Consider the following 22,372-nt stretch of genomic DNA (forward strand, 5'->3'; position numbering starts at 1 on the left):
TGTGCCGAGGAACCGCGGCGCTAGGCTCTGGGTCCTGGCGGGCGAGAGGGAACGGCGCGTGGGCGGTGATGGCGGCTTGGAACTGGACGCTGACGAAGCCGAACGCCTGGCCGCGCTCAAGCGCCACAACATTCTGGACACGCCGTCCGAACCCGCGTTCGACCGCATCGTCGCCCTGGCCAGGATCGTCTGTTCCGCGCCGATCGCCCTGATCAGCTTCATCGACCGCGACCGCCAATGGCTGAAGGCCAAGGTCGGCCTGGATGTCGACGAGACCCCGATCGACAAGTCGGTCTGCGCCCTGGCCATCCGCTGGCGCGCTCTGTTCCAGATCCAGGACCTTTCGACCGATCCGCGCACCCGGGACATGGCCCTGGACCGCGACGGCGAGCCGCTGCGTTTCTATGCCGGCATGCCGTTGGTCACCCGCGACGGCTTCGCCCTCGGCACGCTGTGCGTCGTGGACCTGCAGGCGCGCACCGGCCTGACCGATGACGAAGCGGCCGGCCTGGCGCTGCTGGCCCAGCAGATCATCGAGCTGATCGAGGTCCGCGTCGCCGTCGACGACCGCGCCCGGGTCGCCAGCGACAATCGCGAGAAGCTGGCCCTGGCCGTCAGCGCCGCCCGCATGGGGCAGTTCGACTATGTCCCGGCTACGGGCGAACTGGATTGGGACGATCGCTGCCGCGAGCTGTTCGGCCTGCCGCCGGGCGCGCCGGTGTCCTACGAGACCGCCTTTCTGGCCGGCCTGCATCCCGATGATCGCGACTATGCAGCGACGGCCGTCGGCGCGTCGCTGGAGGAAGGCAAGCCGTTCGACGTCGAGTACCGCACCATCGGTCTCGAGGATGGCGTCGAGCGCCACGTCCACGCCCAGGGCATGCCGATCCTGGAGAACGGCGCGCCCGTCCGACTGATCGGCACCGTCCAGGACGTCACCGCCGACCGTCTTCGCCGCGCCAAGCTGCTGGAGACCGAGGAACGGCTGCGGCTGGCCCACCGCGCCACCAATGACGCCATCTGGGACTGGGATCTGACCCGCGACCACGTCTTCTGGAATGAGGCGCTGTGCGAGGTGTACGGCTATCGTCCCGAGGATGTCGTCAACGACGGCGCCTGGTGGATCGAGCACATCCATCCCGACGACCGCGCCCGCATCGACGAGAGCATTCACCTGATCATCGACGGCGAGGCGTCCGACTGGACCGACGAGTACCGCTTCCGCCGAGCCGACGGGACCTATGCTGACATTCGCGATCGCGGCTACGTGCTGCGCGACGCGACCGGCAAGGCGGTGCGGATGATCGGCGCCATGCTGGACCAGTCCGAGCGCGTGGCCATCGAGCGCGGGCTGGTCAACCAGATCGCCCTCACCGCCTCGGAGCTGGAGCAGGTCTGGACCGCGACCAACGACCTGATGGGCCGCGTGGGTCAGGACGGACGGCTGCAGTCGATCAATCCGGCCTGGGAGCGCCTCCTGGGCTGGCGAGAGACCGATCTCCTGGGCCGCCCCTTCTTCGACCTGATCGACCCGGCGGACCGCACCGCGGCGGCCGGCGTAGCCCAGCGCCTGGCGCGCGGCGAACGTGTCAGCAACTTCGTCGACCGCCTGCTGGGCGCCGACGGCGACGCCCGGACGATCCTGTGGGACGCCATTCCCGACGGCGACCTCTTCTATGTCATCGGTCGCGACCTCACCGAACAGCGCGCCATCGAGGAACGCCTGCGCCAGAGCCAGAAGATGGAGGCGGTCGGCCAACTGACCGGCGGCCTGGCCCACGACTTCAACAACATGCTGACCGGCGTGATCGGCAGCCTGGAACTCTTGAAGCGCAACATCGCCGAGCAGCGCTTCGATCGCGTGGACCGCTACATCGACGCAGCGACCAGCTCGGCCCAGCGGGCGGCGGCCCTGACCCAGCGCCTGCTGGCCTTCTCGCGCCGCCAGTCGCTGGACGTGCGCACCGTCGACGTCGACCGCGTCATCGTCGGCATGGAAGAGCTGCTGCGGCGGACGCTGGGCGAAGGCGTCGGTCTGGACCTGAAGCTGGACGCCAAGGACTGGAACGCCCGCACGGACGCCAACCAGCTGGAAAGCGCCCTGCTGAACCTGGCCATCAACGCCCGCGACGCCATGCCGGACGGCGGCGTCCTGACCATCGAAAGCCACGACCGCACTTTGGACGTGGCGGCCGCCGGCGAACGGGAAGACCTGCGGCCTGGCGAATATGTCGAGATCACCGTGTCCGACACCGGCCAGGGCATGACCCCCGATGTCGCCGCCAAGGCCTTCGATCCGTTCTTCACCACCAAGCCGATCGGTCATGGCACGGGCCTGGGCCTGTCGATGATCTACGGCTTCGTCAAGCAGAGCGGCGGCGACGCCCGCATCAGTTCCGAGCCTGGCCATGGGGCGGTGATCCGGCTTTATCTGCCCCGCGACGCCGCCGAGGTCGAGGACCTCCCCGACGCGCCGACACTGCCCCTGGCCCCGGCCCGCGACGGCGAGCGGATCATGGTCGTCGAGGACGATCCCGCCGTGCGGATGCTGGTCACGGAGGTGCTGGGCGGCCTCGGCTACGGCCTGATCGAGGCGGCCGACGGGCGAGAAGCCTGCAGGCTGCTGGACGCCCGCCCCCAGATCGACCTCCTGGTCACCGATGTCGGCCTGCCAGGTCTGAACGGCCGCCAGCTGGCCGACTACGCCCGCCAGAAGCTGCCGGGCCTGCGGGTGCTGTTCATGACCGGCTATGCCGAGCAGGCGGCGGTGCGATCCGGCTTCCTGGAGCCCGGCATGGACATCGTCACCAAGCCCTTCGCCATCGACGCCCTGTCGGCCAAGATCCGTGAGATGCTGGAAAGCCGCTAGAGATCCGCTGTCAGCGCCCCGCCCTGCTTGATGGCTTTCATGCAGACCGTGGTCGAGAACCTCTGCACGCCCGGCAGCTGGCTGATTTCCTTGCGCAGCAGGTGATCCAGGGCGTCGACGTCGGCGGCGACGATACGCAGCAGGTAGTCGCCCGCCCCGGCCGTGGAGTGGCACTCGGTAATGGCCGGATGGCGCAACACGGCGGCCTCGAAGGCTTCGTAGCGCGCGAAATCGACGGTGGCCTGGGCGTAGACGGTCAGGCCCTTGCCCACGGCGCGGGCGTCGATGCGGGCGTGATAGCCGGCGATGACGCCCTGCTTCTCCAGCGCCTGGACCCGCGACCAGCACGGCGACTTCGACAGCCCCACCCGCTCGGCCAAGGCCGCGAACGAGATCCGGGCGTCGGCCTCCAGAATGCGGAGGATCGACAGGTCGATACGGCTCAGGGTCGACATTCGTTCTGCTCAGCCTTGGAAATTCGAGCCATCGTTCTAGCGCGAATGACGCCCGCCGCGCAAAGGAGGACAATGTGCCGAAGGAAGCCCCTTAAGGTTCCTCCATGGCCCAAGACATCACCTATGCGCGGTACCTCGCGCTCGACACCCTGCTTTCGGCGCAGCAGCCGCTGAGCGATCGGCATGACGAGCTGCTGTTCATCGTCATCCATCAGACCAAGGAGCTGTGGCTCAAGGAGATCATCCACGAGGTGACCCTGGCCAAGCGCCTGATCGCTTCCGGCGATGTCGAGCCGGCCTACAAGGCCCTCGCGCGGGTCTCGCGGATCCAGACGGTGATGACCCTGTCGTGGGACATCCTGGCGACCATGACCCCCGCCGACTACCTCAGCTTCCGGGGCTCGCTGGGGACCAGCTCGGGCTTCCAGTCGCACCAGTTCCGCACCCTGGAATACATGCTGGGGCTGAAGGACCAGAGCTTCCTGAAGTTCCACGAGGAAGGCTCCAGCGCGCTCGACCAGTTGCAGGCGGCGTTGTCTGCGCCCAGCCTGTATGACGTCGCTATCGCCCAGCTGCCGCGCCACGGCCTGACCGTGCCGGACGCGGCCTTGCACCGCGACTTCAGCCAGACCTACCAGCCCTCGCCCGAGATCGAAGCGGCGTGGCTGGAAGTCTATCGCGACACCCAGCGCTACTGGGAGCTCTATCAACTGGCCGAGAAGCTGGTCGACCTGGACGACGCCCTGGTCACCTGGCGCCACAAGCATGTGCTGACCGTCGAGCGGATCATCGGCGGTCGGCCTGGCACCGGCGGCACCGACGGCGTCGGCTATCTGGCCAGCACCCTGCGCCGCCGCGCCTTCCCGGAACTCTGGACCCTAAGAGGAAAGCTGTGACCGCCGCCCGCAAGGACCTGTTCTCGAAGGCCCTGGCCGCGCCTGGCCGACTGCACATGGCCGCCCACAGCCACCACCTGTGGCCCGACGTCACCCTGGCCGCCCAGGTCGAGGCCTGGGAGGACGCCGTCGTCCTGGCCGACCACAAGTGGGACAAGGCGCTGGGCGAGGTCTATCCGGCCGCGCAGGGGCTGGTGGCGCGCGAGCTGAACCTGCCGTCGCCCGAGACCGTGGTCTTTGGCCCCAACACCCACACCCTGCTGGCGACGCTGCTGTCGGCCTTTGACCGCAAGCCCGTGCGCGTGCTGGCCACCGACGGCGAGTTCCACTCGTTCCGCCGCCAGGCCCAGCGCTGGGTCGAGGCGGGCCAGATCGAACTGACCGCCATCGACAGCCAGGCCCCGGACTTCGCCGAGCGGTTTCTGGAGGCCGCGCGCGCCGGCGGCCACGACCTGATCTTCGCCAGCCATGTCTTCTTCAAGACCGGGACGGTGTTCGACCGCGCCTGGGAGCTGGCCGACCTGGCCCATCCCGAGGGTCCCTGGGTCGTGATCGACGGCTATCACGGCTTCCGCGCTGTCCCGACAGACCTGTCGGCCGTGGCCGATCGGATCTTCTACCTGGCGGGCGGCTACAAGTACGCCATGGCTGGCGAAGGCGCGGCGTTCCTGCATGCGCCGGCGGGCTTCGCGCCCCGCCCCGTGCTGACCGGCTGGTACGCCGAGTTCGGCGACCTGGAGGGCCCGCCCGGCGGGGTCGGCTACGCCCGTGACGCCAGCCGCTTCCTGGGCGCGACCTTCGATCCGTCGGGTCTGTATCGCTTCGTGGCGGCCGGTCGGATGCTGGAGGCCGAGGGCCTGACCAGCGCCAAGGTGGCCCAACATGTCAAAACCTTGCAGCACGACCTGCTAGGCCGCATCGCCGCCGGCGAGGCTGGGGCCCTGAAGGCCGCTATCGTGCTGAACCCGCCAGGCGAGCGTTCCCAGGCCCGTTTCCTGGCCCTACGCCATCCCGACGCCAATGCCTGGAAGCATGCGCTGGCCGAAAACGGCGTGGTGGTCGACGTCCGCGACGACGTGCTGCGGATCGGCCTGTCACTCTATCACGACGCCGACGACATCGCGGCTTTCACCGCCGCCTGCGCCCGATATATCGCCTCAGCATGACAATTTGATCTGGATTATTGCGAAGCATTGCTGAGCGGATATTTGGGATTGCGAATTATTCGCATTGCTCATAGAAGCCCGCCCGTGCTGTTCAACCTTCGCCTTTTTCTGGTCATGATTCACGCCGCCTTCGTGGTGGCGATGAGCCTGCAATCGGCGCTGGACACTCCACATCACTACACGCCGCCAGCCTATCAGGCTGAAGCGGCGGTCGGTGACCAAGGCGATGTCGGCCCAGGCAATCTTGGCCAAGACCAGATCCAGATCGCCGCCGACGACGCCTCGAACGCGCAGCACGAAACCGAGACCAGCGTCGATCACGCGATGATCGGCCCGGACGCCGTGGCGGGGCTCCCTCCCCTCCGGGCTCGGTCCCATCTCGACCTGACGACCGCCGGACTGCCTGGCAGCCGTCCGGCGACCACGATCGAACGCCCGCCGCGCGCCATTCTGGCCGCCTGAGGCGCCGGCGGAGCGCTGCTCCGCAACTGACTTCTAGACCCTAGCCCTAAGCCGCGGACGAAGCGCCGAACGGCCCTCCGCGTCCTTTTCCAAAGCTCGGACTGCGCGCGCCTGCGTGCGGCCACGGGCGCCTCTGTCTTCAACAATGGGGATCTGCCAATGTCCAAGTCGCTCAAACTGGCCCTGCTGGGCGCCGGCGCCAGCCTGACGCTCGCCCACGCCGCCGCGGCTCAGCAGCAGCTGGCCATGCTCGACACCGCCGTCGACAACAACAACACCAATGTCGACAGCCTGGTCGTCACCGCCGCCGGCTTCGAGCAGAAGATCGTCGACGCCCCCGCCAGCATCACCGTCATTCCGCGCCAGGAACTGGAAGAGATGCGGGCGGCCAGCCTGGCCGAGGTGCTCTCGACCGTCGAAGGCGTCGACGTCGGCGGCGCGGTCGGCAAGACTGGCGGCCTGACCATCAACATCCGTGGCATGGGCAGCGACTATACCCTGATCCTGATCGACGGCCGTCGCCAGAACACCGCCGGCAGCGTCACCCCGAACGGCTTCGGCGAGACCTCGACCAGCTTCATGCCGCCGGTCGCCGCGATCGACCGCATCGAGGTCGTGCGCGGCCCGGTTTCCACCCTCTACGGCTCGGACGCCATGGGCGGCGTCGTCAACATCATCACCCGCAAGGTCGGCAAGACGTGGACCGGCTCGGCCTCGGTCAACGGCACGCTGCAGGGCGACAGCGAGTTTGGCAATCTGTACGGCGGAGAGCTGTTCGCGACCGGTCCGCTCGTCGCCGATCGCCTGGGCCTGCAGGTGCGCGGCAGCTTCATGAACCGTGAAGCCTCGAAGCTGACCTTCGAGAACGTCACGGGCGCCGACGCCCCGATCACCGGCTTCGGCCGCAGCGCCACCAAGAGCGAGATCCGCAACATCGGCGGCCGCCTGACCCTGACGCCGCACAAGGACCACGACCTGTGGCTGGACGTCGACCACGCCACCCAGTGGTACGACAACTCGACCGGCCAGATGGGCACCAACACCTTGGCCGGCGGCTACGCCAACGCCCTGGAGTTCAACCGCACCCAGTACAGCCTGGCCCATGACTGGCGTCTGCCGTTCGGCACGCTGCAGAGCAACCTGTCGCGCGGCGAGACCGAAACCATCGGCCGCATCGTCCCCCCCGGCGTGGCCGGCGCCGGCGGCGCGCGCAAGCTGGAGTCGGTCAACACCATCTTCGACAGCAAGCTGCTGTCGCAGTGGCGCAACCACACCTTCACCGTCGGCGGCCAGTACTGGGACGCCAAGATGGTCGACGGCGTGGCGCCGGCCCCGTTCGTCTTCGAACAGTGGGCGATCTTCGCCGAGGACGAGTGGCGCTTCGCCAAGGACCTGGCCCTCACCGTGGGCGGTCGTCGCGACGACCACAGCACCTTCGGCAGCCAGTTCAGCCCGCGCGCCTATCTGGTGTGGACCGCCAGCCCGATGCTGACCGTCAAGGGCGGCGTGGCCCGCGGCTTCAAGACCCCGCGCCTCGAGCAGTTGGCCCCCGGCATCAACGGCTTCGGCAACCAGGGTCGCCTGCCGCTGATCGGCACCCCCACCCTGACGCCTGAAACCAGCACCAGCACCGAAGCCGGCGTCTACTACGACAACCTCAACGGCTTCACCGCCAACGTCACGGTCTTCAACAACGAGTTCAAGGACAAGATCGCCGCCGGCATCCCGGTGGCCAACTGCGCCTTCGGTCTCAACCAGGCCCAGTACGCCAGCGGCCAGGGCCGTCCGGCCGGCTGCGTCGACGTCGGCTTCTTCCCGGGTTCGGCGACCTTCGGCCAGACGGTCAATATCGACGAGGCGGTCACCCGCGGCGTCGAGGCGGCGGCCCGCTTCCGCTTCCTCGAGGACTGGACCCTGGGCCTGAACTACACCTACACCGACAGCGAGCAGAAGAGCGGCACGCAGTCGGGCCAGAAGCTGACCGACACGCCCGAGCACATGGTCAACGGCAATCTGCGCTGGCGCGTGACCGACAAGCTGAACGCCTGGGTGCGCGGCGAATATCGCAGCGAGCGCTTCCGCGGCGTGGGCGCGGCCTATGACGCCCTGGGCGACTACAAGGCCTACAGCCTGTTCCACCTGGGCGGCGCCTACCAGATCAGCGACAAGATCACGCTGAACGCCACGATCTACAACCTGTTCAACAAGGACTTCGTGCGTCAGCTGTCCTACGGGACGCCGATCGCCTATGCGCCGGAATACACCAACAACCAGGAGCCCCGCCGTCTGTGGGTCTCCCTGCGAGTGGACTTCTAGAGGCCAAGGATCCTGCCGGGTCGTCGCTCAGGCGGCCCGGCGGATTTCCGCGCCCAACCGGCCCACGGCATAGGGCTTGGCCAGGAAGCGGCCGCCCGTCGGCATCTGGTCCGCCGCCGGGCGCGCCTGGCCCGAGGTGAGCAGGCAACTGGTCCGCGGCCACCGCCGGCGGATCTCACAGGCCAGGTCCAGGCCGTTCATGCCCGGCATGTCGATGTCGGTGAACACCACGTCGACCCCGTGGCGCTCGGCGATCACGTCCAGCGCCTCTTCCGCGCAATCGGCCTCGTAGACGGTAAAGCCCTCGTCGCGCAGGCAGTCGGCCGCCACCATTCGCACCAGCGGCTCGTCGTCGACGACCAGCACCACGCAATCGTTCGGGGCGTCCATGCTCAGGCCTCCTCGCCGGCCAGGATCGGCTGCTCGGCCAGCACCTGGGCCAGCGCCGTCAGCATGTCCCGCGCGGTGAACGGCTTGGCGACGAAGCGCGCGCTATTCACGCCCTCGGCGGCGAAACGCCCGGCGCACAGGGCCGACATGTAGACCACGGGCAGATCGGGATGCCGCGCCCGCGCCTCGCGCGCCAGGTCGAAGCCGTCGGCCCCCTCGCCCAGATTGATGTCGGTCAGCAGCGCGTCCGGCGTCCCGCCCGTCTCCAGCCAGGTGCGGGCTTCGCGCACGCAGTCGGCCTGATGGACCTCAAAACCGGCGGCCGTCAGGATCGCCGAGCTCGCCTCGCGCAGCCCAGCGTTATCTTCGACAATAAGGACCAGAGAGCGTTCCATGCTTCCTCCTGATCAAGGAAAAGCGCGGAACGAAGATCAGTTTCAGGAAAATCGAGACTTAATTATTTGTAAATAATCGTTAATTCACAAGCTGTGGCAGTAAAGGCAGTAGCTATGCTTCTTCTGCCGCAAAATCAGGCCCCTCGGCCGGAAGGCGCCGCATCGCGTGGCGTTGGCGATGCGCGCGTCGCCTTCCGGCGCTCGGGTGTTTACGCCCTGCCCCGCTCGGCGCCAGCCTGAGATCGCAACAGGGAGTTTGCGACCATGCTCTCCAGACTGAAGACCGGCCTCTGGCAGATGATCCGCGACGGCTTCACCGGCAGCGACGGCCGTTACTGGCTGGCCTAGCGCTTACAGGATGTCCTCTCGGGCACGGTGGCGCTCATCACCTGGCCCCATTCGGTCGGGGTCAGGACAGGCCAGGCGAACTTGGTCGCGAAGTACGACTTGAGATCGCCGGAGAACGGCCAGTCCGAAGCGGCCAGGAAGTGGTCGGGCCCGATCCGGCGGATCAGGGCGGCCAGCTTGGCGCGATCGTCAGGCGACGTCTTGTCGGTCATCACCTGGGCCAGGTCGAAGCGCAGGGTCGCGCCCAGTTTCGGATCGGCCTGCAAGGCGTCGGCGAAGGCGCCCAGGGCGTCCAGGGTCACCACATCGATGCCGCCCCATCCGGCCGCATGGGCCAGCACCACCGACTGCTGGCCGGCGGCCGGCAGCACGTCTTTCAGGAACACCCGCACGTCCTGCGCGCCATAATCGGCGGCGCGGGTGCGCATGTGGATCATGATCGTCCAGCCGTTGCCGGCCGCGGCCTTGAACACCGCCGCCAGCTTGGCGACCTGGACCGGATCGCGCAGATCGACCTCGGAATTGGTCAGGTGCAGCTTCAAGCCCGTCACCGCACAGTCGCCCTTCCAGCGGGCGATCTCGTCCAGGGCGTCGGGGGCCAGCGGATTGACGCCGATGAAGATCGACAGGCGATCGGGCCGCGCCCGCGCCAGGCCGACCGTGAAGTCGTTGGCGTCGCGGGTGATCTGGGCCGCGTCGGGCAGCGCAGGGACCATCATCGGGCTGCGAGCCAGATAGGCCGTCGACATCAGCCAGCCATGCTGGACGCCGGCCTTGTCCATCTGCGCCAGAAGGTCGTCGACGGTCAGCGGTTCGGTGAAGCGCGGGTCGCACGCGCCCTTGCGGCCCGGACTGTCGCAATAGGCCGGCAGCATCTTCAGGATCGCCGGCGAGTGGACATGCATGTGGTAGTCGGTGCGAACTTGCGCCTCGGCGCCGCCCACCAGCGTCGCGGCAGCCAGAGCGCCCAGCAACAGGGTCTTCATCGGGGTCTCTTTCTCAGGAACGAAAAAGGGCGCGGAGTCCTCCGCGCCCTTCCCGGCTGCCGGCCTATTGGCCCAGCAGCGTCTTTCGCCAGAACATGATGCTGGTCCAGAAGTAGTAGTCCTCGTTCTCCTTCTTGCGGAAAACGTGGCCGTCGTTCTTGGCCAGCAGGTGCCAGGCCTCGCCGCCCTTGGCCCGGACGGCGCCGATCATCTGGTCGGCCTCCGAGGCCGGCACGCGCGGATCGGTGCCGCCTGTCGCCACCAGCAGCGGGATGGTGATCTTGTCGACGCTGGTCAGCGGCGAGATCTTCATCAGCTGGGCGCGCTGCTTGGCGTCGCGCTCGTCGCCATACTCCACCCGACGCAGGTCGCGGCGGTAGGACTGGGTGTTCTCCAGGAAGGTGACGAAGTTGGAGATCGCGACGTAGCAGTTGGCCCCCTTCAGGCGGGCGCTGTAGTGCGTGGCCGAGGCGTAGCACATGTAGCCGCCGTACGAGACGCCGTTGACCGCGAAGCGGCTGGCGTCCAGGGCCGGGTCCTTCTCCAGCGTGTCGAGGAAGGCGCCGATGTCCTTCACCGAGTCCTCACGCTTGAACGGGCCGTTGTCCAGGTTGACGAACCGCGAGCCAAAGCCCGAGGAGCCGCGCACGTTCGGGAAGAACAGCGCCACGCCAAGCTCGTTGAGCAGGTAGTTGTTCGGGCCCAGGAAGTCGGGACGGGTCTGGCCTTCCGGACCGCCGTGGATGTCGACGATCAGCGGGCGCTTGCCGGGGAACTTGGCCGGGTCGGGCTGATAGAGGAAGCCCGAGACCTTCTCGCCGTCGAAGCTGGCCACTTCGACCAGCTTGGGCTCGACGTTCTTCGTCGGGTCCAGGCCGCCAGTTTCGCTATGCGTCCACTGGGTGACGGCCAGGGTCTTGGGATCGATCGAGAAGGCGTCGCCCGGCACCTTGGCGCTGGACATCGACAGGCCGATCTGGCCCCAGGGCGAGACCTCGATGGCCGCACCGAGCGCGTAGGGAATGACCCCGTTCGGCAAGCCGTCCACGGTGCGCACGGCGCCGGTGGCGACGTCCATCACTCGCACGCGCGACACGCCGGCCTCGTTGATCGCATAGACCACGAAGCTGCCGTCCGGGGCGATGGCGTAGTCGCTGACGTCCCAGCGCGGCTCCTTGGAGACCGGGGCGAAGCCGCCCTTGGCGTCCAGCTTGCCCAGGCGCAGGAAGTCCGAACCCTTGTTCGAGGTCAGCCACACCGCGCCGTCATGGCCGTACTTGGGGTCGACGTAAGAGGCCTTGGTCTTGGCGTCGGTCAGGGCCTTCATCTTGCCGGTGGCCAGGTCCAGTTCGTAGACCATGGCCTCGTTGATCGACATGCGGTTCAGGACCAGAGCCTTCGAACCGTCGGCCGAGAAGTCGGCGATGTTCCAGCCGCCGCCCTTCACCTCGGCCACCAGGCGGTCGCTCTTCGGGTCGGCCGGATCGACGACGTACAGGTCCATGTCGGCGCCGTTGCGGCGCGACGAGGCGTAGCCCACGAGCTTGCCGGTCGGCGCCCAGGCGCCGAACCAGTTGCGGCTCTTGCCGTCGGTCAGCAGGCGCGGACGGCCGGCTTCCAGGGCGTAGAGCTGATAGAATTCGTCGCCGCCCTTGTCCTTCTGGATCACCAGCGTGTCGCCCTTGGGCGACAGGGCGGCGCCCGGGACCGGCTCCTTCTCGAAGCTGATCTGGCGGCGGTCGCCTTCCGGCTTGGCCACGACGTGGATCTGGTCGGTGTCGCCGAAACGGGTCTTGACCAGCATCGAGCGGTCGGCGGCGTTCCAGCCCAGGAAGTTGGCGTGGCGCGATTGCTGGTAGGGCGCGAGGCCGGCGACCAGTTCCTGCGGGATGGCGGGGGCGCCGTCGACGACCATGGCGGCCGGGGGAGCGACAGTCTGGGCCGCCAGCGGGGTCGCGACGACGGCCGCGCTGGCCAGCAAGGCCAGCGTCAGAGGAAGGCGAAGGGTCATTTGGGGATCACCTTGGAATAGGAAAAGCGCGCCACCGGGCTGGGGGGCCACCGGCGGCGCGCTGGGTGTCGGGCGGGCTTAGAAACGCATCCGCGCGCCGACGGTCACATAGCGACCGATCACGTCGTAGTAGGGGGAGTACAGCGAGCTGACCGGAGGCTTCTTGTCGAACAGGTTGGTCGCGTTAGCGTACAGTTCGACTTCCTTGCCGGCGATCTCGGGCAGGCGCGCCTGAACGCCCAGGTCCACATAGGTGTAGGCCTTGATGTGGTTGTTCACGAGATCGACGGTGTTGTTGTAGTTGCCCGCCGAGATGTAGCGAGCGCGGACGTTGGCGCTGAAGACGTCGCCGGCCCAGTCGAGCGAGGCGTTCGCACGGGTCTTGGGCGTGCCCAGGCCGAACGAGTAGCCCTGCGACTTGACGTACTCGATCTGGCTGACGCCGTCGTTGGTCGTCAGGCTGTTGATCCAGGTGCCCAGCAGGCGCGCGCGGACGCGGCCCGGTGCGCCCGGGATCAGGCGGTCGAACGCGGTCGAGTACGAGATCTCGGCGTCGAAGCCGTCGGTCTTGTAATTGGCCAGGTTGACGTAGGTCGAGACGATCCGGGTGATCGTGCCGCTGGCGTCACGGGTGACGCGCGAGCACAGGTCCTGGTTGCCGTTGGCGCAACGGGTGACGATGTCCTGAGCCGCGATCGTGGTGATCACGTTGTCGATGTTGATGTTGAAGTAGTCGAGCGACATGCTCAGGCCCGAGATCGACGGCGGCGAATAGACGAAGCCGGTCGTGAAGGTCTTGGCCGTCTCGGGGTTCAGGTTCGGGTTGCCGCCGCCGTTCGTCAGCACGTAGACGCTGGAGTTGTTCGTCGGGTCGGTCAGGGTGTTGTAACCCGTCGTCGTCGTCGTGAAGAGCTCGGTCAGGTTGGCCGAACGGATGTCACGCGACTGGGTGATGCGACCGCGGAAGCCCGGGAAGAACTCGTTGGTGGCGCCCAGCTTCCACGACCAGATCGAACCGGTGGTGTTGTAGTCCGAGACCCGCACCGCGGCGTTGACTTCCAGCTTGTTGAAGACGGGGATGTCGCGCACCACCGGCACCAGCACTTCGGCGAAGGCTTCCTTGACCGAGAAGCTGCCGGCCATGGCCGAGAAGCTGAACGAGCTGAAGGCCTTGGCCGCGTCCAGCGCGCCGACGCTGCGGTCGACGGACTCCTTGCGAGCCTCGGCGCCGACGGCGATCGAGACCGGGCCGGCCGGCAGCGAGAAGGGCTCGCCGCGCAGGCTGAAACCGCCGACGTCCAGCTTGGTGGTCTCACGCATCGACGGCGTGCCGGTGACATAGTTCAGCGCCGCCTGCGAGGGCGAGCCCTGGCCGAACAGGTTGATCGGCACGCAGTTGGTCGAGGCGTTGGTCAGGGCGACACGGCAGATGGCCTGGCCGGTCGTCGGGCTGATCACCGAGTCCACGGCGTTGGCGTAGTTCTGGGTCAGGAAGAACCCAGGCGTGTCGATGTTGTTCTCTTGCTCGCCGTGGCTGTAGTAGGCGCTCCAGCGCCAGCCGCCGTCGAGCTCGCCGTCCAGGGCGATCGTGCCCTGGGTCGCCACGCGCTCGAAGTCGATCGTCGGATAGGCCTCGGTGTTGAAGCGGCCCATGGTGAAGGTCGTCTGGCCGGCGGCGGCCATCGCCGTCTTCACGGCGGTCGGCAGGAAGGCGTTGTCCGACTTGATCGTCAGGTTGCCGCGGTTGTGGTCGCCAAACCAGATGTAGTTGTTCCACATCCGCGAGCGGCGCAGCTCGGCCGTCAGCTTGACTTTGTCGGTCAGGTCATAGGTGGCGCTGGCCATGGTGGCGTAGCGCTTCTGCGGCGTGACCAGCGGCGACAGGTCGTCGTTCGAGGGGCCTTCGCCGCCGATCGAGTTGGTGCCCTGTACCGTGCCGTAGTTGAAGTCGCGCAGGCTGCCGTCGGAATTGAAGGTCTTGCCGCGCAGCACGCCCGACATGATCAGGCCGCCAGGAGCCGCGTTCGCAAAGCCGACGTTCGGGGCCAGGATGAAACGACCCGCGCCGTTCGAGATGGTGGCCCAGCGGCCGATGTTCGGACGGCTGTTCTTGGGGATGACGCCGTCGTTGTCGAGATATTCGCCACCGATGACGAAGTGCCCGCGACCATTGGCGAAGGTCGTGCCCGCCGCGCCTTCGACGCGGATCTGCTTGGCGTCGTTGAACGACGACTCACCGCCTTCGATGCCGAACTTGAAGCCGTTGAAGTTGCGGTCGATCGACAGGTTGACGACGCCGGCCACGGCGCCCGAGCCCCAGGCGGCCGAGGCGCCGCCGGTCACGACGTCCACGCCCTTCAGCAGCACGCTGGGGATCATGTTCAGGTCGTTCTCGCCCGAGAAGCGACGACCATCCAGCAGAACCAGGGTGCGGTTGACGCCCAGGCCACGCAGGTCGACCGGAGCGACGCCCGCGCCGGTGTTGGTGCCGGTGGTCTGCGGCGAGGTGGTGGCGCGGAACTGCGGCAGGTCGTTCAGGGCCGCGGCCACGTTCGGACGAGCGCCGACGGACAGGTCCTCGGCGGTGACGCGCACGGTCGGGGTCGGGGCCTGGAAACCGGCGCGATCGATGCGCGAGCCGGTGACGACGATCTCGGCGACGCTGGAGTCTTCGGCGGTCGCGGTCTGCGCGAAGGCGGCGGTGTGCAGCATCATGGCGGCGGGCGCGATGGCGCAGCCCAGCAGCAGGCTACGGCGAGTTTGGCGAGAAATGGTCAAACGAGATCCCCTCGGTGTTGCAGTCGACAATCGCCCTTCCCCGCCGCCGCGTGATGCGGTCGGCCGGTCGCGGACCGGGGCTCCTCCCCCGATGCGCCAGGCGCTTCCTCTGCCCCCGCTGTCCTTGGGCCTGAGAGATTCAGGCGCCGCTCACGCCCTTGCTCCTTCGGCGAGGTCGCCCCTCTTAGAGGGCGATCCTACTTTCCAGCGTCCTCATGCTCTGCGGTCCGTTTGCCTGAGCGTTTCCGGGGCGGTTGCGCCTTCGGCGTCGGGCCGAAACCCGATCTCTTCCGCGAGAGCCATGACACCAAGCGCCGTGGTTCCGCTTTCGTCAAAACCCGCCAAACCGACAAAAACGGCCCCGAAACGCCGCTCCGAAGAGAAATCCTCCCAAGCTCGCGCCCTTCGCCGTCGGACTGTTCGCCGTTCTCCCATCGCACGACGGGGGCGTGACAGGTCCGTGACAGCTTCACCAAGGTTCAGAAACCGGCGCTATAATGGGTAGTGTTCGGAAAACGAACCCACAATGATCAATTATTGATCAAATCCAGATCAATAATTGAGCAATCAGCGTTCTTCGCCGGCTTTCGCAGCCCGCCAGCGGCTTAGCAAGGCCTCCCGCCGGCCCTGATCGAAGTTGGCCAACAACGCCGGCCCGACTCGGATCGGCCGCCCCCCTGCCGCCGCCGGCGCGCCCAGTCCGGCGCGGACCGGGGTCAGTCGCGCCTCCAGCAGGCGTCGCTGCCCGGCTTCCGACATCAGATAGTCCAGGAAGACCCTGGCCGCATGCGGATGCGGCGCCGCCTTGGCGATGAACGCCACCCGCGAGATCGACAGGTGATAGTCCTCGGGCACGATGTAGCCGATCTCGGCCTCGGTGCTGAGGTTGCGCCTGTACCAGTCGGCATAGGACCCGTTCATGTCGAAGGCCAGCAGGTGCTCGCCCGAGGCCACGCGATCCAGCATCGGCCGGCCAGGCACATAGGTCGCGCCGCCCACGTCCCGGATGGCGTCATACAGCGCCCAAGCGTCGGGATACACCTGGGTGTTGCTGGACAGATAGAGGAAGCCGACGGCGCTGCGCTCGGGGTCATACAGTCCCACCTTGCCCCGCCAGCGCCCGGGATCGGCCTTCAGCGCCGCCAGAAGCGCCGCGTGGCTGCGGGGCGCGTCCGGCAGCAGACGCTTGTTGTAGACGAAGACGATCGGCTCGTTGGTCATGCCGTAGCCCTGGTCGCGCCATCGCGCCCAGGCCGGCAGGTTGACGGCCTCGGGGCTGCGATAGGTCTGGGCGTAGCCGTCGTTGATCAGCTTGACCTGGGTGTCCATGGCCGAGGTCCAGACGACGTCGGCGACCGGCTGGCCGCTCTTGGCCTCCTGGATCACCTTCGCCTGCATGTCGCGCGAGGTCAGCACGACGAAGCGCAGCGTCACCTTCGGAAAGCGGCGCTCGAAATCCGCGACCACCTGCTCGTGGACGTCGTTGTTGATGTAGACGACGACCTCGCCTTCGCGCCCGGCCGCGCGGACGTCGGCGGCCCGCGTCGCCTGCCCCGGCGCGCCGGGACCACAGCCCGCCAGCATGGCTGCGCCGACCGCCCCGAGGCCGGCCAGGACGGCCCGTCTCTTGACCGCGACTGTCAATCGGCGTCGGATGGCCGCTTCTCCTGCTTTGCGCTTCGGTCCCTACATCCCCGATGAAGATACTCGTTGTCGAGGATGATCCGCCGTTGCGCCGCTCGCTGCAGGCCACGCTGGAAAGCGAGGGACATCAGCCGATCTGCGCCGAGACCGGCGAGGAAGCGCTCGCCCTGGCTCTCGCCGCCGGGGCCGATTTCGACGCCGTCGTGCTGGACATCGGCCTGCCCGACATCGACGGCTTCGAGATCCTGGGCCGCCTGCGCCGCGCCGGCTTGCTGACCCCGATCGTCATGCTGACCGCCCGCGACGCCGTGCGCGATCGCATCGCCGGCCTCGACATGGGGGCCGACGACTATGTTCTGAAACCCTTCGATCCGTTCGAGCTGGTCGCCCGCGTGCGCGCCGTGGCCCGCCGCCAGAGCGGTTATGCCTCGCCCACCGCCCATGTCGGCTCCCTGACCTGCGACTGGGAGGTCGGCGCGGCCTGGGTCGGCGACCGGCGCCTGGATCTGCGTCCGCGTGAGTGGGCAGTGCTGAAGGCCCTGGCCAGCCGTCCGGGCCGGGTCATCGAACGCGCCCGACTGGCCGCCGAGGTGTTTCCCGACGAGGAAGACCCCTCCCCCAACGCCCTGGACATCCATGTCGGCCGCCTGCGCCGCAAGCTGGCCCCGGATGGTCCGAACCTCAGCACGCTGCGCGGCGTCGGCTACCGGCTGGATCCGTGAGGAGACAACCTCCCAGCCTGGTCGGCCGCCTGCTGCTGGCCCAGGTCGCGCCGCTGGCCCTGCTGGGCGCGGCCCTGGCGGTGGCCGGCGCCCTGGTCGCCCATGCCGTGGTGGAGAAATCCTCCGACCGCCTGCTGGCCGGCTCGGTGGCCTCGATCGTCGCCCAGATCGGCGCCCGTGACGGCCAGGCCCAGGTCGCCCTGCCCCCGTGGTCGCTGGGCCTGCTGGACAGCCCCGAGCGCGACGCGGTGTTCTATGCCGTGCGCCAGGGTCCAAGGCTGATCACCGGCTATGACGACCTGCCGCGCCCGCCGCCGCCGGCCGCCAACGAGACCAATTTCAGCTACGCCCAGATGCGCGGCTATCGCGTCCGCATCGCCCAGTCGACGGTGAGGGTGCCGGGCGTGTCCCAGCCGGTGGTGGTCGCCGTGGCCCACACCCTGGACTCGCGCGAGGCCAGCGTGCGCGAGCTGCTGTTCAACCTGATCGGCCTGCCGGTGCTGCTGGTGCTGGCCGCCGGGGCGCTGGTCGCACCGGCCGTGCGCTGGGGCCTGGCCCCGCTGCGGCGGATGACCGACGACCTGACTGCCCGCTCCCTGGCCTCGCGCCCGGACCTGGCCTCGATCCGCGTCGACAATGCTCCGGCCGAACTCTCGCCGGTGGTCGAGGCCTTTAACCGCCTGATGCGCAGCCTGGAGCGCTTCACCCGGGCGCTGGAGCGGTTCTCGGCCGACGCCTCGCACCAGCTGCGCACGCCGCTGTCGGTGATCGTCGCCAACCTGGCCCTGCTGGAGCGCACCGCCGCCTCCCCCCGCGACAAGGCCCTCCTGAGCGACTCTCGCGAAGCCGCCGCCAACCTGCGCCAGGTGCTGTCGCAGTTCCTGGCCCTGGCCCGCTCGGAAGCCGCCGCCGCCGAGGGCGAGGCCGACCTCTCCGCCCTGCTGGGCGCCATCCAGGTCGAAGCCGTCCACGCCTTCCCCGAGGTCGAGGTGCTGGCCCGCCTGCCGCGCGACCTGCCGCACGCCCAGGGCAATCCTGTGCTGATCGGCGAGCTCTTGCGGAATCTGGTCTTCAACGCCTGCGCCTATGGCGGCGGTCAGGTGCGGATCGTCGCGCGCCAAGGCCGGGTCGTGATCTGGGACCACGGCCCCGGCGTCGCCGAGGCCGAGCTGGATCGGCTGTTCGCGCCGTTCAATCGCGGCGACTCCGACAAGCCGGGCGCTGGACTAGGCCTGGCCATCGTGCGCTCGATCGCCGACCGGCTAGGGATCGGCATCAGGCTACGCCTGCGCCGTCCCCGCCCAGGACTCGTCGTCGAGCTGACCTTCGAAAGAACGGCCTGATCAGGTGCCGCAGTAGGTCGCGATCACGCCCGCGCACGGGTCGTACGGCGCCGGCGTCGCGGCGGTGTTGGCCGCTCCCCCACCGCCGGCGCCGCTCGCGCCCTGCAGGCTTTGCAGGACGCTGACGCTCGTCCCGCCGATCGAGGCGGTCGCCATCTGGGCGCTCTGGCCGGTGGCCTGCAGCTGGGCGGTGACCGCCGGCGCGTTGGCGACCTGCTGGGCCATCTCGGGCGCGACGGCCGAGGCGATCGAGATCGCCACCCCCGCGCTGATGACGCCGGCGCCGACCGCGCTGATCAGGGCGGCCGAAATCTGTTCGGCGCTGGCGCCGCTGGCGGCCAGGGCCGCAGACACCGCCGCCTGGATCGCCGCCAGCTTCCGGGCGGGCGTCAGGCGCGAGAACCCAGGCTGGGCGGCGGCGCCGGCCGCGGCGCTGGCGATGGTCTGCTGCAGCGAGGCCGGCGTGACCGCCGGCGCCTGACGCGCCAAGGCGACGTTCGGCGCGGCCGAAGCGAACAGGGCCAGCGCGATCCCGCTGGCGACGATGGATTTGAAAGTCATGGTTCTGGTTCCCCCACCCGAATTGATGCGGCAGGGAGCGCTCCGGCGCGACCGCCGGCAAGTATAAGGAAATTATAATAAGTCGTTCAAAAACGGTGACTTACCACCGAATGATCGACCTTCTCACACGCCTGGATAGAACAGCTCAATCCGAAATCATACGCGCCGCCATAAGCGGTGCATAATTGCCCCGCGGACCGCCAGACCGCATGGTGCCGATCAGTCTTTCCGGATGACGATGCGCGCGTTCCCCGATTCCCGCTGGCGGCAGCCTCATCAGAAACGGGCCGATCAGCTGCGGGGTCTCTGGCGCTACGGCGCGGCCCTGGCGATCGTCGCGGCCTCGACCCTGGTCGCCGAGGGTTTCTATCGGGTCTTCGACACCACCCGCCTGTCGATGGTGTTCCTGGCCGGCATCCTGATCACCGCCGTGACCCTGGGCGCCTGGCCGGCCTATTTCGCCGCCGCCATCTCGTTCTTCCTCTACAACTTCTATCTGGTCGAGCCGCGCTTCACCTTCCAGCTGGTCTCGGCCGAGGACGTGCTGGTGCTGGTGGTGTTCGCCGCCGTCGCGTTCCTGACCGGCAGCCTGACGGGCCGCATCCGCGACCAGGCCCGACAGAGCGCCGACCGCGCCCACACCACCGCCGCTCTGTTCGAGGCCAGCCGCGAGCTGTCGGCCGCCGACGAGGAGGACCTGATCCGCGGCCGCATCGCCCAGCACATCGCCCAGGCCGCGCGCGGCGAGGCCCTGGTCTGGGACGCCGGCCGCACCTGGTGCGCGCCGATCGGGCTGAAGCCGCCGCCCGAACTGCTCGAAGCCCTGGCCTCCGCCGGCGGCGGCGAGCATCTGGTCGGCCCATGGCGCATCCGGCCCTTGCGGGCCGATGGCGCGCTGCTGGGCGTCGCCGCCTGGCGCGGTCCGGCCGACCAGGACGCCGCGCCCGAGGACGATCCGCTGGTCGCCGTGCTGGCCGACCTGGGCGCCGCGGCGGTGATGCGCGCCCGCCTGGCCGCAGCCCGTTCCGAGATCGAGGCCATGGCCCGCACCGAACAGCTGCGCAACGCCCTGCTGTCCTCGATCTCGCACGACCTGCGCACGCCCCTGGCCGCCATCCTGGCCTCGGCCAGCAGCCTCAAGGACTTCGGCGAGCGCTTCAGCCCCGAAGTCCGCGCCGACCTGGTGACGACCATCCAGGAGGAGGCCGTCCGCCTGAACCGCTTCGTCGCCAACCTGCTGAGCATGACCCGGCTGGAATCCGGCGCTCTGGACCTGGATCGCCAGACCTTTGGCGCGGCGGAGGTGATCGACCGCGTCGCCGTGCGGTTCGAGCGGCCCGGCCAGCCGATCCGCCGCGACCTGACCGACGGCGGTCTTCTGGCCAGCGGCGATCCGATCCTGCTGGAGCAGGCCCTGGGCAATGTCGTCGAGAACGCCCTCCGCTACGGGCCGGCCGGCGCGCCCGTGACCATCCGCGCCTGGCGCGACGATGGCGCGGTGCATATCGAGGTCGAGGACCAGGGGCGCGGCGTGCCGCCTGCGGATCTGGACCGCATCTTCGAGAAGTTCTACCGCTCGCCGGGCGCGGCGACGATCCAGGGCACCGGCCTTGGCCTGTCGATCGCCCGCGGCCTGGTCGAGGCCATGGACGGCTCGATCGCCGCCCGCGCCCGCGCCGACGGCGAGCCCGGCCTGGTCGTAGGCCTTATCCTGACGGGGAGTACGCCGCATGCAGCCTAGTCTGGGCCAGATCCTGCTGGTCGACGACGAGCCGCAGCTGGTGCGCGCCCTCACCCCCGCGCTGGGCGCGGCCGGCTACGAGGTCTCGGTCGCGGCAAGCGGCCAGGCGGCCCTGGAGCATCTGGCCGGCGAAGGCTGCGACGCCGTGATCCTGGACCTGGGCTTGCCCGACATGGATGGCAAGACAGTGATCGCCCGGATCCGCGAATGGTCCGAGGCCCCGATCGTCGTGCTGTCGGCCCGCGATATCGAGCAGGAGAAGATCGCCGCGCTGGACCTGGGCGCCGATGACTTCGTCAACAAGCCCTTCGCGGTCGGCGAGCTGCTGGCCCGGCTGCGGGCGGCCATGCGCGGGCGCGAGCGGCGCTTCTCGGCGCGGGCCCGATTCAAGGCCGGCGACCTTGAGATCAATTTCGCCGACCGGCGGGTCTTCCTGCAGGGCGACGAGGTGCGGCTGACGCCTCGGGAGTATGACCTGCTGCGAGCCCTGGCCCGCTATGCCGGCCGGGTGGTCACCCACCGCCAACTGATGGCGGCCGTCTGGGGTCCCAGCGCCCATATGGACGCCCAGTTCGTGCGAGTCCTGGTCGGCCAGGTGCGCCAGAAGATCGAGGAAGAGCCCTCGGCGCCGCGGATCCTGCTGACCGAGCCGGGGCTGGGCTATCGCCTGGTGGCCGAGGACGACGGCGGCTGACGGGCTGGCCAGCCGCCGCCTTCCCCGGCGCGCTCCGGAAGGTTAGAGCGGCGCGAGGTCGATGACGACGGAGCCGGCGTTGCGATTGCGCGACCACGCGTCCTCGCTGGCGCCGGCGTCGATCGGACGTTCCTTGCCGTACGAGACGGTCTGCAGGCGGGCGGCAGCGACGCCTTGCGCCACCAGGAAGTCACGAGCCGACGAAGCGCGGCGCGCGCCCAGGGCGAAGTTGTACTCGCGGGTGCCGCGTTCGTCGCAATTGCCGGCCACCATCACCCGGACGCCCGGATTGCGGATCAGCCACTGAGCCTGTGCGGCCAGGACGGCGCGGGCGTCGTCGCTCAGGGTGTGGCTGTCGAGGGCGAAGAACACGCGGTCGCCGGCGGCGGCGGCCAGTTGCTGCTGCAGGCTCAGAGCCTCGGCGCTCTGCGGCAGGGTCGGACGGCTGTCGTCCCAGCCCGGCGCCTCGGCCGGGGCTTGCGGCGCGGTGGCGACGGGCTGCGGCTTGGGCTTGGAGGCGCAGGCCGACAGGGCCAGAGCCAGGGTGATCGCGGCGGCGGCCGACAGGTGATGGGTCTTGAGCATGGCTAATCCG

The 22,372-nt window shown here is 68.7% G+C and carries 18 protein-coding genes and 2 riboswitches; of the genes, 9 read left to right on the forward strand and 9 right to left on the reverse strand.

Annotated elements, in window-relative coordinates; all coding sequences use genetic code 11:
- Positions 1-76 precede the first annotated feature (76 nt).
- Positions 77-2,869: a PAS domain-containing protein gene (locus E1H18_RS07010; RefSeq protein ID WP_194247890.1), complete on the forward strand. Its 2,793-nt coding sequence runs from the start codon at positions 77-79 to the stop codon at positions 2,867-2,869.
- On the opposite strand, the gene E1H18_RS07015 is transcribed toward E1H18_RS07010, so the two are convergent.
- The gene (locus E1H18_RS07015) at positions 2,866-3,324 is read right to left on the reverse strand and encodes an Lrp/AsnC family transcriptional regulator (protein ID WP_172265254.1); all 459 of its coding nucleotides are present in this window, start codon (positions 3,322-3,324) and stop codon (positions 2,866-2,868) included. The two genes, E1H18_RS07010 and E1H18_RS07015, sit on opposite strands and share 4 nt — an antisense overlap.
- A 104-nt stretch (positions 3,325-3,428) precedes the next feature.
- Here E1H18_RS07015 and E1H18_RS07020 point away from each other — a divergent pair, with 104 nt between their 5' ends.
- From E1H18_RS07020 to E1H18_RS07035, 4 genes are all read left to right on the forward strand, one after another.
- Entirely contained in the window at positions 3,429-4,220 is a 792-nt protein-coding gene (locus E1H18_RS07020; RefSeq protein ID WP_172265257.1) for a tryptophan 2,3-dioxygenase, read from the forward strand.
- A complete protein-coding gene (locus E1H18_RS07025) occupies positions 4,217-5,386 on the forward strand; it encodes an aminotransferase class V-fold PLP-dependent enzyme (RefSeq protein WP_370526444.1) in 1,170 nt (389 codons plus the stop codon). The genes E1H18_RS07020 and E1H18_RS07025 overlap by 4 nt, the downstream gene beginning before the upstream one ends.
- An 84-nt stretch (positions 5,387-5,470) precedes the next feature.
- Entirely contained in the window at positions 5,471-5,848 is a 378-nt protein-coding gene (locus E1H18_RS07030; protein WP_172265260.1) for a hypothetical protein, read from the forward strand.
- A gap of 159 nt (positions 5,849-6,007) precedes the next feature.
- Entirely contained in the window at positions 6,008-8,164 is a 2,157-nt protein-coding gene (locus E1H18_RS07035) for a TonB-dependent receptor domain-containing protein (RefSeq protein ID WP_172265263.1), read from the forward strand.
- 27 nt (positions 8,165-8,191) lie between these two features.
- Here E1H18_RS07035 and E1H18_RS07040 read toward each other — a convergent pair whose 3' ends face one another.
- The 6 genes from E1H18_RS07040 to E1H18_RS07065 all read right to left on the reverse strand — a co-directional run bounded on the left by E1H18_RS07040 (position 8,192) and on the right by E1H18_RS07065 (position 16,716).
- Positions 8,192-8,554 carry a response regulator gene (locus E1H18_RS07040; protein WP_172265266.1) on the reverse strand — a complete coding sequence of 121 codons (363 nt, stop codon included), beginning with the start codon at positions 8,552-8,554 and terminating at the stop codon, positions 8,192-8,194.
- 2 nt (positions 8,555-8,556) lie between these two features.
- Complete coding sequence (locus E1H18_RS07045) at positions 8,557-8,949, reverse strand: response regulator (RefSeq protein WP_172265269.1); 393 nt, start codon at positions 8,947-8,949, stop codon at positions 8,557-8,559.
- A gap of 344 nt (positions 8,950-9,293) precedes the next feature.
- Entirely contained in the window at positions 9,294-10,283 is a 990-nt protein-coding gene (locus E1H18_RS07050) for an amidohydrolase family protein (RefSeq protein ID WP_172265272.1), read from the reverse strand.
- 64 nt (positions 10,284-10,347) lie between these two features.
- Positions 10,348-12,294, reverse strand: coding sequence for a prolyl oligopeptidase family serine peptidase (locus E1H18_RS07055; RefSeq protein ID WP_172265275.1), 1,947 nt, complete (start codon positions 12,292-12,294; stop codon positions 10,348-10,350).
- A gap of 78 nt (positions 12,295-12,372) precedes the next feature.
- Positions 12,373-15,072, reverse strand: coding sequence for a TonB-dependent receptor domain-containing protein (locus E1H18_RS07060; protein WP_172265278.1), 2,700 nt, complete (start codon positions 15,070-15,072; stop codon positions 12,373-12,375).
- A gap of 116 nt (positions 15,073-15,188) precedes the next feature.
- Positions 15,189-15,282: riboswitch (glycine riboswitch) on the reverse strand.
- Positions 15,283-15,285: 3 nt separating this feature from the next.
- A riboswitch (glycine riboswitch) is annotated at positions 15,286-15,375 on the reverse strand.
- Positions 15,376-15,639: 264 nt separating this feature from the next.
- Positions 15,640-16,716, reverse strand: coding sequence for an ABC transporter substrate-binding protein (locus E1H18_RS07065; RefSeq protein WP_172265281.1), 1,077 nt, complete (start codon positions 16,714-16,716; stop codon positions 15,640-15,642).
- Positions 16,717-16,769: 53 nt separating this feature from the next.
- Between E1H18_RS07065 and E1H18_RS07070 the strand changes: the two genes are divergently transcribed.
- Positions 16,770-17,438, forward strand: a complete 669-nt coding sequence (locus tag E1H18_RS07070) for a response regulator transcription factor (RefSeq protein WP_172265284.1) — start codon at positions 16,770-16,772, stop codon at positions 17,436-17,438.
- On the forward strand, positions 17,435-18,781 hold the full coding sequence (locus E1H18_RS07075) for a sensor histidine kinase (RefSeq protein WP_172265287.1): 1,347 nt from the start codon (positions 17,435-17,437) through the stop codon (positions 18,779-18,781). Before E1H18_RS07070 ends, E1H18_RS07075 begins: the two co-directional genes overlap by 4 nt.
- On the opposite strand, the gene E1H18_RS07080 is transcribed toward E1H18_RS07075, so the two are convergent.
- Positions 18,782-19,342 (reverse strand): hypothetical protein, encoded by a 561-nt coding sequence (locus E1H18_RS07080; RefSeq protein ID WP_172265290.1) that lies wholly within the window; start codon positions 19,340-19,342, stop codon positions 18,782-18,784.
- 238 nt (positions 19,343-19,580) lie between these two features.
- Between E1H18_RS07080 and E1H18_RS07085 the strand changes: the two genes are divergently transcribed.
- Both E1H18_RS07085 and E1H18_RS07090 read left to right on the forward strand, forming a co-directional pair.
- A complete protein-coding gene (locus tag E1H18_RS07085; RefSeq protein ID WP_206679039.1) occupies positions 19,581-21,083 on the forward strand; it encodes a DUF4118 domain-containing protein in 1,503 nt (500 codons plus the stop codon).
- A complete protein-coding gene (locus E1H18_RS07090; protein WP_172265295.1) occupies positions 21,073-21,777 on the forward strand; it encodes a response regulator transcription factor in 705 nt (234 codons plus the stop codon). The genes E1H18_RS07085 and E1H18_RS07090 overlap by 11 nt, the downstream gene beginning before the upstream one ends.
- 42 nt (positions 21,778-21,819) lie before the next feature.
- Here the strand turns inward: E1H18_RS07090 and pal are convergent, their stop codons facing one another.
- Positions 21,820-22,362 carry a peptidoglycan-associated lipoprotein Pal gene (pal, locus tag E1H18_RS07095; protein WP_172265298.1) on the reverse strand — a complete coding sequence of 181 codons (543 nt, stop codon included), beginning with the start codon at positions 22,360-22,362 and terminating at the stop codon, positions 21,820-21,822.
- Positions 22,363-22,372 lie beyond the last annotated feature (10 nt).

The sequence above is a fragment of the Caulobacter sp. RHG1 genome (assembly GCF_013181195.1).
Lineage (GTDB): Bacteria > Pseudomonadota > Alphaproteobacteria > Caulobacterales > Caulobacteraceae > Caulobacter.

Excerpts from the sequence above, each read along its gene's own strand:
- E1H18_RS07040 (WP_172265266.1), bottom strand. The coding sequence starts at position 8,554 with ATGGACGCCCCGAACGATTGCGTGGTGCTGGTCGTCGACGACGAGCCG.
- E1H18_RS07020 (WP_172265257.1), top strand. The coding sequence starts at position 3,429 with ATGGCCCAAGACATCACCTATGCGCGGTACCTCGCGCTCGACACCCTG.
- E1H18_RS07035 (WP_172265263.1), top strand. The coding sequence starts at position 6,008 with ATGTCCAAGTCGCTCAAACTGGCCCTGCTGGGCGCCGGCGCCAGCCTG.
- E1H18_RS07050 (WP_172265272.1), bottom strand. The coding sequence starts at position 10,283 with ATGAAGACCCTGTTGCTGGGCGCTCTGGCTGCCGCGACGCTGGTGGGC.
- E1H18_RS07055 (WP_172265275.1), bottom strand. The coding sequence starts at position 12,294 with ATGACCCTTCGCCTTCCTCTGACGCTGGCCTTGCTGGCCAGCGCGGCC.
- E1H18_RS07015 (WP_172265254.1), bottom strand. The coding sequence starts at position 3,324 with ATGTCGACCCTGAGCCGTATCGACCTGTCGATCCTCCGCATTCTGGAG.
- E1H18_RS07070 (WP_172265284.1), top strand. The coding sequence starts at position 16,770 with ATGAAGATACTCGTTGTCGAGGATGATCCGCCGTTGCGCCGCTCGCTG.
- E1H18_RS07090 (WP_172265295.1), top strand. The coding sequence starts at position 21,073 with ATGCAGCCTAGTCTGGGCCAGATCCTGCTGGTCGACGACGAGCCGCAG.
- E1H18_RS07045 (WP_172265269.1), bottom strand. The coding sequence starts at position 8,949 with ATGGAACGCTCTCTGGTCCTTATTGTCGAAGATAACGCTGGGCTGCGC.
- pal (WP_172265298.1), bottom strand. The coding sequence starts at position 22,362 with ATGCTCAAGACCCATCACCTGTCGGCCGCCGCCGCGATCACCCTGGCT.
- E1H18_RS07080 (WP_172265290.1), bottom strand. The coding sequence starts at position 19,342 with ATGACTTTCAAATCCATCGTCGCCAGCGGGATCGCGCTGGCCCTGTTC.
- E1H18_RS07085 (WP_206679039.1), top strand. The coding sequence starts at position 19,581 with ATGCGCGCGTTCCCCGATTCCCGCTGGCGGCAGCCTCATCAGAAACGG.